Origin of the sequence: Mesorhizobium yinganensis (genome assembly GCF_040081985.1) — a bacterium.
Classification (GTDB): Bacteria; Pseudomonadota; Alphaproteobacteria; order Rhizobiales; family Rhizobiaceae; genus Kumtagia; species Kumtagia yinganensis.
In genome coordinates this window covers 1-15,441 of the sequence record NZ_JBEBMH010000038.1, presented here as the reverse complement: position 1 = coordinate 15,441, position 15,441 = coordinate 1, and the positions used below count along the sequence as shown (strand labels likewise).

The following is a 15,441-nucleotide window of genomic DNA, read 5'->3' as shown; positions in this document are numbered from 1 at the left end:
TCAACCGACACCCGCCTCGGCAATCTCCATTTCGTCAGGAATGGTCTCATCGAATATGCGCGCCCAGCTGTTCGACCTGCCGCACTGGCTTCCAGATTTGGCCGCGGTCGTCGTAAGCGTCTTCAAGCGCAGGGCAGCCCTTGCGAAGTCCATGTCGAGCCCGTGAGGCGCATCGCGGCCCGAACGGCCCGTCCTTGTCAAACTCCTCTTGACGGCAGGCATTGAGGATTGCCTGTCACGACCGCTGACTGCGGCGCCCGAGGCAGCAGATGCATTTTTGCCGACAGGCTTTATCCCTTTCTCCGGTTCGCCCCTTTTGCTTTCAACGTCGGCGGTCCCGGCATCTACACCAGCATACGCCACGGTCGTCGCCGGAACCGGCCGCTGTGGCAGGAACTCGGTTGCCGGCACGTCCGGCACATGGGCCTGTGAGAAACTCTCCATCTCCCGGAACGGCGCTGTCCGGAAGAATCGCAGCTTGTCGGCGAAAATCGGCGCCTGCCCCTCGGCCAGGATGACCATCTTGTCTCCCGGCATCTGCCGCACTTCCTGTGGCATCATGAGGTCGCGCTCCCGCAGTTGCTCCACCTTGGTGCGGCGGTGAAGACCCATCAGCTCGATCGTGCGGGATTCGGTCTTGTAGCGCACGGTGCGCTTGCCCAAGCCCTTTGACACGGCCTCCGCCGTTACTTGGTCGTTGGCGCCGAAGACCAGTTGGTAGCCGCAATTACCCATCAGCGAGTGCCGGGATGTCTCGCCATAGATCTCGTCCAGGTTCTTCAGGTCCTGGATGACGAAGGCCATCTTGACGTTGTAGCCGGCGACGTAAGGCAGTTTGGTCGTAATCTCGCTCATCTTCTTCAACTGGCGGAACTCGTCGAGCAGGAAGTAGACCGGGATCGAACGCTCCGCATGCTCGAGCATCAGCACGTCGAGAGCCTGCTGCACGAACAATGCGAGCAGCGGCCGTAGCAGCGTGATGTCGGTGACGTTGGGAGCCAGATAGATCGAGATTGGACGGCGCTTCAAAGCGCGCAGGTCCATGTCGGTCACCGATGTCGCTGCCATGACGCGCTCGTTGCGGAATGGCCGAAGGGCTTTCTGGATATCGAGGAGCGCAGAAGCGGCGGCGCGCTCGGATAGAGCGACGTAAGCGTTGAAGCTCTCCATCGTGAAGCGAGACAGGTAGGGTTCTCGCTCCTTGATCAGCGTCATCATCGCCTGGAGGTTTGCGCCATTGTTGAAGAATGACGTGACCTCGCCGAGTGTGCGATGTCCTTCATAGTAGACGCTTTCGTTGATGTAGCTGATTGCGCCGGCGATGACCTGCTGGGCGGTGGCCTGCCAGATCGAATTCTCGGATTCGGTAACTTCCGGGACGAGGATCGCGGCCATGTTCTGGATGTCCGTGGTACGGTCGCCGCGATCCGGCCGGATGAAGTCGAGCGGGTTGTAACGGTGCGTCCTTTCCGATCCCGGCGCGAACAGGAAAACTTGGTTGCCTTTCGACTTGCGATAGCCGGCCGTGCTGCGGAAGACCTCGCCCTTCAAATCGGTGACGATCATCGAGCCTTCATGCGAAAGTGCGTTCGGGACGACGTAGCAGGCCCCCTTCCCCGAGCGTGTAGGCCCGATGATCAGGTGGTGCCGATCGTCGTCGACGCGAAGGAGCTGGCGCCCAAACCGGCCGAGGATTTTCCCCTTCCTCCTGAACCAACCGGCTCGTCGGAGTGTCATTGTCGTCTGGAATCGGGCGTCTCCGAGCGGGCTCGCATTCGGCCGAAGGCCTGCATACGCGACGATCCCCGCGACAACAGCCGCTGGCACCAAAGCGCCAAGCGCCACAACGCGGAGGACGCCGCTGTCACCATAGGTGAGAAGCTGCTGGAATGGTGCAAACGGATTCGTCGTGATCGTCGCCTGCAGGATCCGACCATCGCCATATAGCAACTGCAAACCCAGACCATAGGCCAACAGCCAGACGGCAAAGGCGACGGTCAGGCAAAAGCCGAGATAGAAGGCGCGCAGCGACCCGGTCATGGCGCATCCGTGCGGCCGCGCGCGAAGAAGATTTCGGAGACGCCGCGTCGCCCCCCTTCCCTGCGCAACTGGATCACGATCGGGATGACGCTCTGGATGTAGGAGATCAGATCCGCCTTTGGGTAGGCGGCCGACAGACCCGACTACATGACCATCATGGCAAGCTGCTCATAGGCGCCCAGCGGCGTGTCGGCGTGGACCGTCGACATTGAGCCTGGGTGACCGGTATTGATGGCCCGCAGGAACGCAAATGCCTCCGATCCCCTGACCTCCCCGACAAAAAGCCGGTCGGGCCGCATGCGTAGCGATGCCTCCAGCAGGGACTGGATCGTCACGCTGGCGGTTCCCTGGTCGCCGCGGGAGGCAAGCAGATGCACCGCGTTGCTCTGCGGCGGGAAGAGCTCCCTCGTATCCTCCAACGTGATGATCCGCTCATGCGGGTCGACCGATTTGAGGCAGGCATTGAGGAACGTCGTCTTGCCGCTCGACGTGCCGCCGCTGATGAGGATGGACACGCGATTGACGATGGCCGTTCGAATAAAACCGTAGATGTCCTTGGCTGACAGCTGTTCGATCAAGGCTTCATCGGTCTCGCTTAAGCCCCCGACGGCAACCGTCACCTGATCGAGCGATCCCTGGTCACGATAGTCGTCCAGGGTGAAGTTGCTGATGACCTGCTTGCGGATCGATAGCGTGCCGCCATCGGGTGCCGCAGGTGGCAAGACGACCTGAATGCGCTCGCCGGTGGGCAGTGCGGCACTGAGGATAGGATTTGCCGGGCTGACGAACTGGTTTGTACTCGCCGCGACGCGTTCGCCGATATTGACGATCTCGGCCGTCGTGAGAAGCGGGACCTCGTGAAGTTCCATATGGGGGGTGCCGAGACGCTCGACATAGACCTGACCCGGTCGGTTGACCGAGATTTCGACGACATCGCGAGCGTTGAGGAACGCCTTCAGAGGAGCGAGCGCCCGATAGAGGAAATAGTGCCGATTGTCGGAGGCAAGCTCAGTTGAGACCGCGTTCACGACGGATCTCCCTCAGTGCCTCGGTGACAGGATCCTCGTACATGGGGGAAAAATCGAGGTCGTGGCGAACGAAGACGAAAATGCGCTCGCCCTGACTGACGCTGATCGTTGGCGGAATTCGCAGGGAATCTCCCAATGCCTGGTTGGCCATGTCGGAGAATGTCTGCGCGAGCGTCTCACGGGCGAGCTCCTCCGCGTCCTGCGCGTCATCGCTGTCTCCGGCGGCGGCCTCGCTGCCATAACCGGTCAGGTAGCTGGCGCCGGCGCCGACGATCGACAGAAGAATGGCCGCCCCAAAGCGCTCGCGGAACTTCTTGTCGACGCGCCCGGACAGACCGGCACGGCCCAGGCTGTCGGCGCCAATCGAGTTGAGACGGACCGACACGCCGTCGTCACGCAGCATTCGGGTCCAGACCACGAAGATCCGCGTCTGGCCGCGGGTGATCTCAGACTGATACTCGCCGATAAGGCGCGTGCCGGCTGGAATCAGAATGCGCCGGCCGTCGAAGGAGTAGACGTCCTGCGAAACGATTGCCCTCACCTGGCCCGGCAGATCGCTGACGATGGCCGTCTCGAGGATGCCGGGGATCAGCGTTCCCTCAGGAACAATCGCATCGATGCGTTCGATCTTTTTTGCCTTGGCGCTTCGGTCCCCAATGCTGGCTGCCGCGGCCAGAAACTTGCTGCTGCGATCCTCACCGGCAACGGTCAGCCCCTCCCCTTGGTTTCCGGTCAAGTTGTTTTGCTCGCCGGTGGACGCATTGTCGACCACAACCAGTTTCGAGCGGTATCGCTCGGGAAATTCGTCGGCCGGCGCTTGGACAGCTTCCGGAGGCGGTGATGCGCCGGGAACAGGCGGTGGTGGAACGTCGAACTCGGTCGTATCGGGCTCTTCGGCAGGAGGCGGTGGCGGCGGTGGCGGCGGGATTTGGACAATCTCCGGTGCCGGCGGTTCCGGCTTCGGCTCGCCCTCCCGCACGAAAGATGGAGGACGGAACGTCGTCGTCGTGAACTCCTCGTCGCCGTCGAGCATGTCGCGAACCGGCGGTTGCCGACCGGCAAGAACGATATAGCCGGCGACCAGGCCCAGAAGGACGAGAACCGCGCCGCCGACCAGTTGCTTCCGACGAACGGCATTGTCGGCAATGATGGGGTCGTCGCTCTGACCAAGGGCCTCGAGTTCAGGGGAGCGCTTCATCAGTTTCCGCTCCGACGCCGGCGTTTGGCCTTGTCATCTTCGACCGGACCGAGGATTGCGGCGTCGGGTGCTGCGAAATCCGGCTTCCTGAGATTAAAGATGCAGATCCACTGGTGGCCGTCGCGCAGCGTGAACTGGGTCGCCGTCCCATCGACGACGATGTACTCCCCTTCCCTGCGGAAGTTCCGAAGCGTTTCGGAGAAATCCGAGTTGACCGCGAAGATCGCCGGGACGCGGCGGTCGAACTTGAAGAAGGTCTTGTTGCCGTCATCGAAGACCATCAGCGGCTTCAGCCGGGCGTCTCCAGAGAACGAATAGTCGATGTTGACGTTGGCTTTGTCGATGCCGGAGATGTTCGGCCAGGCAGCTCGCTGTTCGGCCTCCTGCCGCAAGGCGGCGTTGAGGTTCTTCTCCGGATAGTGGAAGCGGATTCCGAATACCTTGCGGCCGGCTTCGGGCGCAAAATCGTGGAGCTCGAGATAGTAGATGCGCTTGTCGGTGACGACGTTCATGTTCGTCACGACGTCCTTGGTGATCGGCTTGACGAAGAGGATGTTGCCCTTCTCGGCCGGGACGACCTGCCAGCTTTCCGTGTCGCCGAGCGAGATCGTTTCGAACTTCTCGTCCTCGTCGAAGATAATCATCGTTGAGATGCCATAGGTCGCGAAGACTTGGACGACGTTGTTTTCCTGATAGGTGACGCTCGTCACCCGCGCATCGAGAGAACCGCCCTTCGGGGTCTGCGCGGCAAATGCCGGCCAGAAAGAACCGCACAGCATGAGCATCACGGCCCAGGAGCGGCCCCTCATTGCGTATCTCCGGGCGTAACCGTCTCCTGATCGCGGCGATAGGAATAGACCTGGAAGCCGAGAGGGTTCTCGAAGCGCCATTCGTTGCGGACCGGGGTGTCGGTGTAGCGGAAGCGCACGACGGAGATCCAGTGACGGACGATCGATTCCGCATCGCTGCGTTCCTTGGTGGAGAACCTGACGATCGCCGTGCTGGCGTTCGGGAACGTCACCGATTTGATGTCGACGAGGACCCGCTTGAGCCGGCCATAGACTTTTGTGGGGTTTTGCGCATTGGCCGCGCTGTAGAGTGTCTGCAGTTCGCGTGCCGCCTCGTCCGCGGAAAGAAGCGCCGCGATACCAAAATTCTCGGTGATGGCGTAGGGATCGTAGCCTTCGCGGGCACGGAGGTAGCGCACGACATTGGCCTGAGTGATCGCCTGCTGCTCGGTGAGATTGGCCGGCCGTGTCAGCCCAGACTTCACCTCGATGTAGCCCGTGGTCTGGTCGACGGTGACGAGATAGGGCTCGAAGCTCTTCAGCGGTAGCATCAGCACCACGGCAAGCAGGCTGAGCAGGGCGATCCCGGCAAAGACGATCGAGAAGAACCAGGCAACGCGGGCCGAGCGCTTCGCTCGCTTGATGATCTCTTGCTCCCAGATATCGCCTTGCTGGAAATAGGACCGCAGCGCGGATTCGGATTTTTCGGCCATCCCTGCCCTGTTCCTGTCGTGTCAGATCGTGCATTGTCTCGCCGATCAGGGTTGCCTCGGCGTTCCGTTTGACGTGATCGCGCGCTGCATGGACGCACCGGCGCCGTCCTGCCGTGGTGCGTGAAGTTGGGCCTGGACGCGATGGACCGCCGCCTGCGTCTGGCGTGCCGATTGCCCAATCGCTTCGCGGCCGAGATAGACGCCGCGATAAGCATGCCGACGCGACTCGTGACCGATCGCAGTTGCAAACGCCCCAACGATGCCTTGCGCCAAGGATTGGACCTGGAAGAGCACGAACGCGCCGGCGATGCACAACATGATGAAAGCAGCGAAGTCGCTGAGCTTCAGCTCGCGATTGCCGGAAATGCTATCGATCGTCGTCAGTTCCGGCTCCATCGCCGCGATCAGGAATGCGGCGATCACGTAGACGAACAGCGGAATGATCGCATAGAGCAACGACTGGTTCAGCCATCCCATGCCATAGCTACGGGTCGCATCGAAAAAGAAGCAGCCAATAAAGATCGGAGCGGTGCCCAGCAGCACCCACAGCACGACCTTGGCCAGCACGAGAATGCCCAGCGCGATGGCGACGAACAACCCGGCAAAAACCATGATGGTCATGCCGATCAAAGCTGGCAGAACGGAGAGATATCCCGCCTGCTCCGAAAATGCCGCAGCGGCGACGTTAGCGGTTTTCCAGATTTGCGACAGCCCATTGGTGGGTTCGGTCACGCCGGTGCCCGATGCCGCCAGGATGGCGCGGCCGGCCGCCTCCGGCACCGTGGTCAGCCAGTCATAGACAAGATCGTTGAAGTTCGACCAAGAGGAAACCAAAAGGAAAATAATCAGAACACGCGCCTGCCTGCCCACGACCTCGGCGACACTAAGACGTGATGCTCCCAGAAGGAGCTGCACGCCGTAGAAGAGGACGGCGAGAATGAAGAGCATGCGAAGCAGGGGCACCAGGTCCTGTCCAAGAACCTCATAGGCACTTTGGGAGAAGTTCTGTCCCGAAGCGTCGATTCGATCCAGCAGTTCCCCAATGAAGTCATCCACTGCCCTGACCTACTCCTCTTCGGTGGACACAAAGTCCTGGATAGCCGCCAATGCCGCCGCCCTGTCCACATTGACGGAGATCATCGGCCCGCACTCGTCCCCCGTGCTGGCATAGCTCGACAGATTGGCCGGTCGTTTGCAGGGCGCCGTCTTCTCGCGCGGTGTGCCGCACCCGCTGGCGATAACGGCCAATGCGAACACCAGAGCGTTCGAGATGCACTGCCGCCCTCTCATTCGTACCGCAGCGCCTTTTTGGTGTTCGACATGTCGGCCAGTTTGCGCTGGTTCTCGGCGTGCAGCGACTGAACGCCGGCATTCAGCACACCGATCATCTCGTTCAGCGTCAGTCCGGTCTGGACCTGAAGCTGCGTGTTCTGGTCGATCGAGCCCTTGATGTCCTCGGCCTTGCCGATGTCGCCGCCGGCGGTTTCCAGCGCGGAGCGGCGCGTTTCGACGGCAGCTTGTGAACCAGTGATCAGAGCCGAGACGCCCATCACGGTTTTCATGAGCTCCTCATAGGATTTGTCGCTGGCCAGCGAGCTGTTATCCTTGCCGGAGAGGGAGCGCACGAGCTGCAAGCCATCGATGAACAGCGTCGCCGCTTCCACCACCTTGGGATCGAGAGAGCCAAAATCAGCGAACCCGCTCTTCAGGATGCTGTCGAAGGACGGCATGGAGGAGACGCTAAAACCGTTGCCGATCGCGATATCCTTGAGCGGGCCGGCGTCGCCGCCGCGGTCACCCGTGACGGCTTTCAGCGTGTCCTCGACCGTCGTGAGGATCTCCTTGTTCGTATCGAGAATCTTGCCGGTCTTTTCGGCCGTATCCCGAGCCACCGCGTAGTTCGTCTTGTCGATGACCGGGATATCGGCTGCCGCTGGCGTCATGCCGGCGCCGATCAAAGTCAGGATTGCCAATGAGCGTTTCATGTCGATCTCCATCATTGCGTCTCGAGAAGCAGGTCCGCTTGGCGGTCGATGCGCTGGACACATGCCTTCGCGCCGGCATCCCAGACGAAGCCTTCACGCTCGTCGCAGAAGCCGGCCACGGGCCGATCGTCGTCATCGTTGCCCGTCTCGTAGCGGGTTGATTGGTTCGTGCCGGACAGGTTTCCGAGCGTCATGACATTGCTGGAATTTGTAAGATCGGTGAACGCCGTTCCGAGCAGGATCAGCCGGTTGATGAGCTCGATGTTGGCGTTGCGGGCACCCGAATTGTGATCCCAGCTGTCCTGGATCGTGTCGGAACCCATACTGCCCAGTTGCGTCAGCCAAGACGAGACATCGCCGGACCCCTCCCCGATCGCCGCGGTCAGGCCCATGGCGTTCATGGTGCTGGTCCGGGCGCCCGCATAGGCGCCGCCACCGCCATAGTTGAGCGGAATGCCGGACTTGTCGGAACCGCCGAAGGCCGGCAGCCATTTTTGGGTTATGTTGGCGACATAGCCCTGCGTCTCCTTGAACGGCGGGATGCCGCCATATTTGTTCACGTTGCCCGCGCCGGCATTGTAGGCGGCAAGCGCCAGCGAGACGTTGCCGTTGTACTTTCGAAGCTGCTGCTTGTAGTAGCGCGCGCCGCCGCGAAGGTTTTGCTCGATGTTGTAGGGATCGACGCCGAGGTCGCCCGCGGTGCCCGGCGCGCAAGGCCGATCGCCCCCGCTGGAGATTTGGCGCATGGGTTGAAGCGGCTCTCCTGGTAGACGAGCGCCAGGAACTGGTTCTCATCGACACCTTCCTCGCGCGCGATCCGACGAACCAGGCCGGCGATCGCCGGGTCGGCATTCGCCGCTGCGACCGGATCGTCCTTTCGGCCCGGCCGGTACATGGAGCAGGTGACGCTCTGATTGCTGACGTTGCGCTCCTCGTCGACCTTCTCGATCTCACCTGTCTTCTGGTCACGCTCCTGGCGCTCGTCGAGCACCCTGTTGTCGATTGTCGGGATATCGGCAAAAGCAGGCGATGTCGTAAAGACCAGAAGGAGGGAAAGACGCCGGATCATGCTGGAACCTCCCAGCCACAGAAAGCAGGCAGCCATTTTTTCGGATCGTCGCCGAGCTGTGCGCGAAGTATCGCGCATTGCTCGATCGTCTCCTTGCGACCGGACATCACGCGCACGAGGTCCGGCATGGAGGCGAGGTCGAGCCTGGCAATGACGGAGTCGTTGCCGTGCTTGATCAGGAACGTGCGTCGCTCGGGTGGAGTATTGCGAATGAAGGCATATTCCTTGGCGGTAAGACCAAAGCGCCGGATGTAGCTTTCCTCATCCGCGCGCGGGTTGGGGAAATGCAGATTGGTCGCGGACTGCTCGATCAGCGTGTGCGATTGCGGCGAACGGGCAATGTCGGCGGCCGACTGTGTGCCGAACCCCACGATCCCGTTGAGCTTGCGGATCGTTTTCATCTTGTCGACGATGTAGTTGGAGAAGACCGAATCCTGGAGAAGCTTCCAGCCCTCATCCATGAAGATGAGAACCGGCTCGCCGGTAAGCAGCTCGTCCAGCCGATGGTAGAGGTACATCAGCGCCGGCGTCCGAACATCCTGATTGTCGAGGGTATGAGTCATGTCGAAAGCGAAAATGCGCCTGCCCGAGAAAGACAAAACGTCCTGGGGCGCGTTGAAGAGCCAGGCTTTCTCGCCCTCGAACCAAGGACGCAGACGTGACTGGAGTTCGTTGGCGTCGGAACGCGCGCGGCCCATCAACAGGCCGGAAAGATTGGCAAGCGTGCGCTGTGCGACCGGCTCCTGGCAGATGCGGCCGATCGCCCGCTCCAGCGTGTCCTCTTCTTCCTGGCTGAACCCGTGGCCGTCGGCCGGGTCGAGCATGGCCTTGAGGAGGCGATGCAGGAACTCGCGATTGGTCGCGTTGTTCTCGAGCTGCAGCGGATTGAATCCGGTCGCCACGCCCGGCTGGAGCACCTCATAGTCCCCGCCAACGGCGCGTATGAAAATCTCGGCGCCGCGGTCCTTGTCGAAGAAAACGGCGCGGGGTTCCGGCGAGATCCGGAAGGCTTGCGCAAGCAGGAAGGTCAGTGCAACGGTCTTGCCCGACCCGGTCGGACCGGTAACCAAAAAATGGCCGATGTCGCGCTGATGGAAATTGAACCAGTAGGGTGTCTGCGACGTCGTTTCGAGGATCGAAATCGGCAGCCCCCAGTGGTTGCCGTTCACCGAACCGGTCGCGAAATTGTGCAGCGACGAGAAGCCGGAAAAGTTCGCGCTGGACAGCATGCAGGAGCGTGCGATGTAGGCGTGATTGCCCGGCAGCTGTGCCCAGAACGAGGCTTCCATGTTGAGGTCCTCGCGCAGCCAGTTGATGTTCATGTCGGTGAGACAGGAGCCGAGTTCGGCGACTGCCTTGTCGAGGCCAGCGAGGTCGCGCGAAAGGCACAACAGGCTGAAATGGTGATAGCCGAAGACGGCTTCTTGGTTGAGCAGACTGTTCAGCGCGAAATCGATATCGGTCTCGACGGTGCTGCCTGATTCATCAGAGGCGTGGATCTGGCGCTGCAGCCGGGAAATGCGCTCCTGGGCGATCGGCTTGTCGGCAAGCGTGAATGACTGGGTGCAGATGAACTCGTGATTCATCTGCAGGAGACCGTCGAGCATCCCAGGCCCGGAGAATGGCGGATATTCCTTGATCGACAGCATCGCGCCGAAGCGGTTCTCCGCCTCGGTCGGACCCTGCGCCTGCAACGTGCGCTTGGAGAAATGCAGACGCGACGTCCCGACATAGCTGCGGATGCCCATGCGGGGCAGGCGCATCTCGCGCGCGACTCCGCAGGTGAGCAGCGTGTTGATGAAGGCGCAGGGTTCCGAATATGGTTCGCCGTCGCGGTAAACGACGCCAAGCGGACGCGCGCCGTACTTTTGCAGTTCACGCGTGACGTTGCCCACGATCTCTTCGAGTGCGTTGACGCGTTCCTGCAGGCGCTGCTCAAGAACTTCACTGCCGGAGGAGCGATCGAGTAGCCGCGAAAATCCTTCAGCGGCGCCAAGCGCGCCACGCATTCCGGAACGGACGATCGTGAGGTAAAGTTCGTTGGTGAACATGCGCTTGTCGCGCAGTGACGCCATGTAGCGTGTGTTCAAAAGATCGCAGAACGGATCAGAGAAGGCTCCGCCGATCGAGGGCTTGACCTGCTTGCGGATCACAGTCGACCAGAGCGAATAGCGGCTCGAACCGAGCCCTCGGATCAGTGTGTTCTGGACGGCCGCACGCATATTGAGCTCGGCCTGATCCTCGGTCTGGAAGAACAAACCGTCCACCTTGATCACCGACAGGATCGCACCGCTTTCGAGCCCGATGACGGTGTCGGCGACATGGCGAAGATACGGAATGTGAGTCGACGTCGGCCGCTCGCGTCGGCACTCACGTCCAAATCCAAGCTCTTCGACGACGACGTTCAACATGGTCATGGCCCGTACGAGTTGGTGCGCCAGAACAACCGGTTCGGCGTGCGCGGTGTGCGACGGCCGACAACCTGAGCAAGATCGAGGATCCGGATATCGCGGCTGCAGAAGGCAAAGAGAGCGAGATAGATCAGCGGCGCGATCAGCGCCGACCAGAAGCTTGTGCTGACCAGGAAGGCGATCAGCGTGAAACCGACGATGATGTAGAAGGCGTTGAGCGGGATGCCCCACATCATGGGTGGTCGGGTGAGGCCGATCACGAGCGGGGTCAGATGGGGCTTTTCGTCGGTGAACTCGAGCATAGCTCAGTTCCCTACGGCCGCGATCATCTCGTCGACGATCGCCGGCGCGCCAAAGACGAGGCCGATGCCCAGCACGACCGCGCCGGCGGTGAACCAGGAGAGGCGTCCGGCGAAAGCGAGGAAGCCGAGTGCAATCACCGCGATGATCGCCAGCAGTCGACCAAAAGGGCCGGTGATAAAATCGACGATTATCTGGACCGCGGTTTCCAGCGGTGCGAAAGCACCTGAGGACTGCGCAAGGGCCGGCTCAGCAAGCGCCAGACAAATGGCGAATGTGGTGCCGAAGGCAATCGGCAGACTCACCGATCGAGCTGCGGGCGAATGGCAAACGTTGTTCATGGTGACCTCCGGCTAAAAATGCATGACCCCGCCGACCCATTGGCGGCGTTTGCGCGACGTGATGACTCCCGCTCCATGCGAAGGCGGCCGCGGATTGTCGGCTCCGCTATGCGGTTCGGCTGCCGCGCCGTTACCCTCAAGACCCAGCTGGATGTTGAGGATTTCGGCGACGTACCGAAGAGTTTCCCTGAACGGCGGAATGCCGCCATGCTGGCGCACGCGTCCCTCGCCGGCGTTGTAGGCGGCCGCGACGAGAAGCGGATTGCGGAACTCGTCGGTCAGCTCGCGGAGGTAGCGGACCCCGCCATTGATGTTCTCTTCTGGATCGCAGATATCGGTCACACCGAATCGCTCGGCCGTCGCCGGCATAAGCTGCATCGGTCCGCGCGCGCCCTTGGGCGAATTGCGCAGCCGGTCGAGCCTGCTTTCGGCGGTCACGACCGCGACGGCGAATTCAGCGTCGACATCGTGCCGCTGCGCCGCTTCGATGACGAGGCTGGTGATCTCAGCAGGCGTTGCCGGCGACGGCCCGCACTCCGGCATCCCGGACTGAACGCCACTATCAAAATGATTGTCGTCAGATCCAAGCCCGACCGCCTCGGATACCGGCACGCCGATCGGCTTGGGCGCCTGGCTTTGGGGAGCGATCTGACCACTCTCCCCCAGCACATAGTCGTCCGGCATCCGCGCCCAACGGGCTTCGGCAACCGTGTCGGCCGAGGACGGGAAATCATCCTCCCCTTGCCGATTTTTCCAGGCCTCTTGGTGCTGGAGAAGTGTGGGTGCAGCCAGTTCGGACGCCGATGCTGGCCGGCCCGGGACAACGCACATGCTCGTGAGGATTGTCACGACAAGAAGCGGCGCTATCGATGATGATTTTGCTTGTGTCGACATGGGTCCGCATCCAAAGCCTTGTGACAGCAGATGTTGGAATGATTAGGCGACAGAAAAAACAATGTCAATTTGATTGTTATTTTTCTTGCAAAAAGGAGGGACGCAGTTCAATGTCGACCAAAGTGACAACCTGGAGGCGACGGCAAATGAAGCGAGCGGTCGGTTGCGTGGCAGCGATTAGCGCATGCTTGCCGGCCTATGCGGCCGGGCCGGTGGACGAAGCCTATGTCCGTTCGCTCGCGGCGCCCGGGAAGACCGTCCTCGTCATGGAATATTACGACGGCCAGGGGAAAGTGTCGGAGCGCAAAGGCTATGTATCAGCTTCCGGATTCAAGGCGGTCTCGACTACTGACTTCCGCGTCGACGCGAATCTGACGGTACACCTTTACGGGATCGAGCCGTGCAAGGGTGAGATGGTCAACCGCAAGGAGGGTTTTGCGGGGTCCTGTGACGACTACGCTCGCCAGGGACTTGCAACGCTGCTCCAGTCGCCCCGTGTGATCTACTGCCGCGCGTTTGTCAGCGAGACTGGGGCGAAGGCGCAGGACGCAACCTGCTACGGTTACTACAACTACCCAGGCAGCCTCGACTCGATCGACATGTTCGAGGAGCAGCTTGTCTCGCTCGGCACTCACCGCGTTACGAAGCGATCGGACGGGACACCGACACGAGCCGATCTGAAGGAGGCCGAGGACATCGGTCGCCGCGGCTACGGGATGTGGGCTGATCCAAGGGTTGCGGCCGAATGAAGTCCCCTGCCCTCTTCGTGTCGCTGACTATCGGCTTGACGCCGGCAACGGCCGCGCTGCCGGAGGGCTACTTCGAATTGAAACCAGGCGTGACGCTCGAAAGCGGAGACAGCTGGCAGGACGGCGGCAGACACTTCCGTCTCTTCGGCGTGCAGGCCTGCCTGCGTGGTACAGTTTACACCGATAGGTCGGGCGCTCGTCGTGACTGCGGGGAGGCATCCCTGGCGGTTTTTGCCGCCTACATCGCAGATACGCATCCCGTTTGTGCGCAGGTCGGGCAATCGGCCGGAACGGTCTTTGTGTCCTGCTATGCCACGATCGGCGCCGACCGGCTCGATCTCGCTAATCTGATGATCTCCTCGGGCTTTGCCTTCGCCTCCCTCGACGGACGCGGCCTGCCCCATCACATCCCCTACGCTGTGGTGGAGCAGGCCGCGCGGGAAAAGAAGGTCGGGCTGTGGCAATTCGACGATGTCCAGCATCCGGCGCTCCTGCTCGGTCAGCGTGCAGACGATGGAGGGACCTCGCCATGACTACGGTTGCCGTCAGGTCGATCGTCGCGGCTTTGCTGCTGACCGCCCTGCCCTATCCGGTCCATGCGGCGGACATCCTGCGCGATCAGGGATCGTCCTCGGTCGCGGCAGGATCGGTTCCAGACTCGAGCCCGAGAACAAAAATCTCCGGCCGGACATCTGTCATCGATGGCCAAACGCTTTGGTTCCCGACGGGCCGTCACAAGGTGCGGCTGGCCTCGATCGACGCCTGTGAACTGCCGCAATGGTCCTACGATCCTCGTCGCCACGGCGGGATCGAAATCCCCAAGCCAGTGCCGTGCGGGCCGCTGGCAAAAGCGTGGTTAAAGCGCACGGTTGGCAGCGCGCAAGTGACCTGTATCGTTCGGTCTTATGATGCCGATGGTGCGCTCTTAGGCCATTGCTCGGTGCGCGGTCGCGATTTGGCGCTGGGAATGCTGCGCGTCGGTTGGGCGCGAGTGAACTCACCGGCGCCGGCCGAATATCTGACCTGGCAGAATTATGCCATCTCTGCCCGGCACGGGATGTGGGCCACCTATGTGCTCGACATGCCTGAATGGCGACGCAAGGCGGTGGACCGAACGCTGACCAGGAGGCCTGTCGCTGATTTCAACCTACTCGCCGAACGCGAGAGCGAGATCTCACCGCCGTTCGAGGATGCGCGCGGGCGCCCGAAGCGAACAGACAGATAAGGCTGACCGAAGGAGACGTCCTATGAATCGAGTCGGGCTGGCCGCGACTGCGGCAATGGTCTCCGCGGCGACGTGGATGTTGTTCACGTACGATGTTGAGGCGAGTGAGTGGGGATCCGAGGTGCTTTTGTGCGCGTCGTCCTCGAACCCGGCATGGCGAGGCGTGCCAGCATGTCACCCCCCGATGTATCGCTTGATCTCGGCGATGAAGGGCTGGGGGTTTTCGTGGCCCACCTGCCCCGAGGCTGGGACCGGCGGACCGGGCTACGAGGCCTATGAGGATTGTCCTGCCGGATGGAGCATTGGGCCCAGCGACACCGATCACGGCCGCCGCAACGTGCCAAATTTATGCATTATGTTCCTTCATACGTGTGGGACGGGACACCGCGGCCGGGGGAGAGAATGTCGTCGAACCATGTCTATCGTTCGGCCATTGCGTGAATGCCCTTATTACTTCGATATGTCAAAGCAAGGATGGAAAATTGAACGGCATTGGTTCAGTATTGGTGTTGATTTCCGCGAAGAACTGACCCGGGGTTTCCACTGAGAACTGACCCGGGTGGATGATGGGTCTGGGTCAGGTCGGGGTCAAGTTTTTGGTTTTCTCCTTCGCGGGTTTGACGGGTTTTGCCGAACTGTTCCTGAAGCGGAAGCTGTCGTTTCCGGTCTCCAGGATATGGCAATGGTGAGTTAGGCGATC

Annotated in this window: 15 protein-coding genes and 2 pseudogenes; 3 read left to right on the top strand and 14 right to left on the bottom strand. The window is 61.4% G+C overall.

Annotated elements, in window-relative coordinates:
* The 13 genes and pseudogenes from ABMA59_RS33060 to ABMA59_RS33000 all read right to left on the bottom strand — a co-directional run bounded on the left by ABMA59_RS33060 (position 1) and on the right by ABMA59_RS33000 (position 12,557).
* On the bottom strand, positions 1-2,040 hold the full coding sequence (locus ABMA59_RS33060) for a type IV secretory system conjugative DNA transfer family protein (protein WP_349009619.1): 2,040 nt from the start codon (positions 2,038-2,040) through the stop codon (positions 1-3).
* A pseudogene (virB11, locus tag ABMA59_RS33055) lies at positions 2,037-3,068 on the bottom strand (P-type DNA transfer ATPase VirB11). Before virB11 ends, ABMA59_RS33060 begins: the two are co-directional and overlap by 4 nt.
* Positions 3,049-4,266 carry a type IV secretion system protein VirB10 gene (virB10, locus tag ABMA59_RS33050; RefSeq protein ID WP_349009618.1) on the bottom strand — a complete coding sequence of 406 codons (1,218 nt, stop codon included), beginning with the start codon at positions 4,264-4,266 and terminating at the stop codon, positions 3,049-3,051. The pseudogene virB11 and the gene virB10 overlap by 20 nt, the downstream one beginning before the upstream one ends.
* Complete coding sequence (locus ABMA59_RS33045) at positions 4,266-5,075, bottom strand: TrbG/VirB9 family P-type conjugative transfer protein (protein WP_349009617.1); 810 nt, start codon at positions 5,073-5,075, stop codon at positions 4,266-4,268. Before ABMA59_RS33045 ends, virB10 begins: the two co-directional genes overlap by 1 nt.
* Positions 5,072-5,767, bottom strand: a complete 696-nt coding sequence (locus ABMA59_RS33040) for a VirB8 family type IV secretion system protein (RefSeq protein WP_349009616.1) — start codon at positions 5,765-5,767, stop codon at positions 5,072-5,074. The genes ABMA59_RS33045 and ABMA59_RS33040 overlap by 4 nt, the downstream gene beginning before the upstream one ends.
* A 45-nt stretch (positions 5,768-5,812) precedes the next feature.
* Positions 5,813-6,823: a TrbL/VirB6 family protein gene (locus ABMA59_RS33035; protein ID WP_349009615.1), complete on the bottom strand. Its 1,011-nt coding sequence runs from the start codon at positions 6,821-6,823 to the stop codon at positions 5,813-5,815.
* A 9-nt stretch (positions 6,824-6,832) separates the two neighbouring features.
* Entirely contained in the window at positions 6,833-7,057 is a 225-nt protein-coding gene (locus tag ABMA59_RS33030; protein WP_349009614.1) for a hypothetical protein, read from the bottom strand.
* Positions 7,054-7,752: a type IV secretion system protein gene (locus ABMA59_RS33025; protein WP_349009613.1), complete on the bottom strand. Its 699-nt coding sequence runs from the start codon at positions 7,750-7,752 to the stop codon at positions 7,054-7,056. Before ABMA59_RS33025 ends, ABMA59_RS33030 begins: the two co-directional genes overlap by 4 nt.
* A gap of 11 nt (positions 7,753-7,763) precedes the next feature.
* Positions 7,764-8,821, bottom strand: a pseudogene (locus ABMA59_RS33020) (lytic transglycosylase domain-containing protein).
* The gene (locus ABMA59_RS33015) at positions 8,818-11,232 is read right to left on the bottom strand and encodes a VirB4 family type IV secretion/conjugal transfer ATPase (protein ID WP_349009650.1); all 2,415 of its coding nucleotides are present in this window, start codon (positions 11,230-11,232) and stop codon (positions 8,818-8,820) included. Before ABMA59_RS33015 ends, ABMA59_RS33020 begins: the two are co-directional and overlap by 4 nt.
* A gap of 2 nt (positions 11,233-11,234) precedes the next feature.
* Positions 11,235-11,534 (bottom strand): VirB3 family type IV secretion system protein, encoded by a 300-nt coding sequence (locus tag ABMA59_RS33010; RefSeq protein WP_349009612.1) that lies wholly within the window; start codon positions 11,532-11,534, stop codon positions 11,235-11,237.
* A 3-nt stretch (positions 11,535-11,537) separates the two neighbouring features.
* Positions 11,538-11,873 (bottom strand): TrbC/VirB2 family type IV secretion system protein, encoded by a 336-nt coding sequence (locus ABMA59_RS33005; RefSeq protein ID WP_349009611.1) that lies wholly within the window; start codon positions 11,871-11,873, stop codon positions 11,538-11,540.
* A 12-nt stretch (positions 11,874-11,885) separates the two neighbouring features.
* Positions 11,886-12,557, bottom strand: a complete 672-nt coding sequence (locus tag ABMA59_RS33000; RefSeq protein WP_349009610.1) for a lytic transglycosylase domain-containing protein — start codon at positions 12,555-12,557, stop codon at positions 11,886-11,888.
* Positions 12,558-12,913: 356 nt separating this feature from the next.
* Between ABMA59_RS33000 and ABMA59_RS32995 the strand changes: the two genes are divergently transcribed.
* From ABMA59_RS32995 to ABMA59_RS32985, 3 genes are read left to right on the top strand one after another with little or no spacing between them, the layout of a single operon-like run.
* The gene (locus ABMA59_RS32995) at positions 12,914-13,516 is read left to right on the top strand and encodes a hypothetical protein (RefSeq protein WP_349009609.1); all 603 of its coding nucleotides are present in this window, start codon (positions 12,914-12,916) and stop codon (positions 13,514-13,516) included.
* Positions 13,513-14,049, top strand: coding sequence for a thermonuclease family protein (locus ABMA59_RS32990; protein ID WP_349009608.1), 537 nt, complete (start codon positions 13,513-13,515; stop codon positions 14,047-14,049). Before ABMA59_RS32995 ends, ABMA59_RS32990 begins: the two co-directional genes overlap by 4 nt.
* Positions 14,046-14,741 (top strand): thermonuclease family protein, encoded by a 696-nt coding sequence (locus tag ABMA59_RS32985; RefSeq protein ID WP_349009607.1) that lies wholly within the window; start codon positions 14,046-14,048, stop codon positions 14,739-14,741. The genes ABMA59_RS32990 and ABMA59_RS32985 overlap by 4 nt, the downstream gene beginning before the upstream one ends.
* A gap of 577 nt (positions 14,742-15,318) precedes the next feature.
* Here the strand turns inward: ABMA59_RS32985 and ABMA59_RS32980 are convergent.
* Positions 15,319-15,441: ATP-binding protein (locus tag ABMA59_RS32980; protein WP_349007100.1), on the bottom strand; the 123-nt coding region annotated here is incomplete at its 5' end.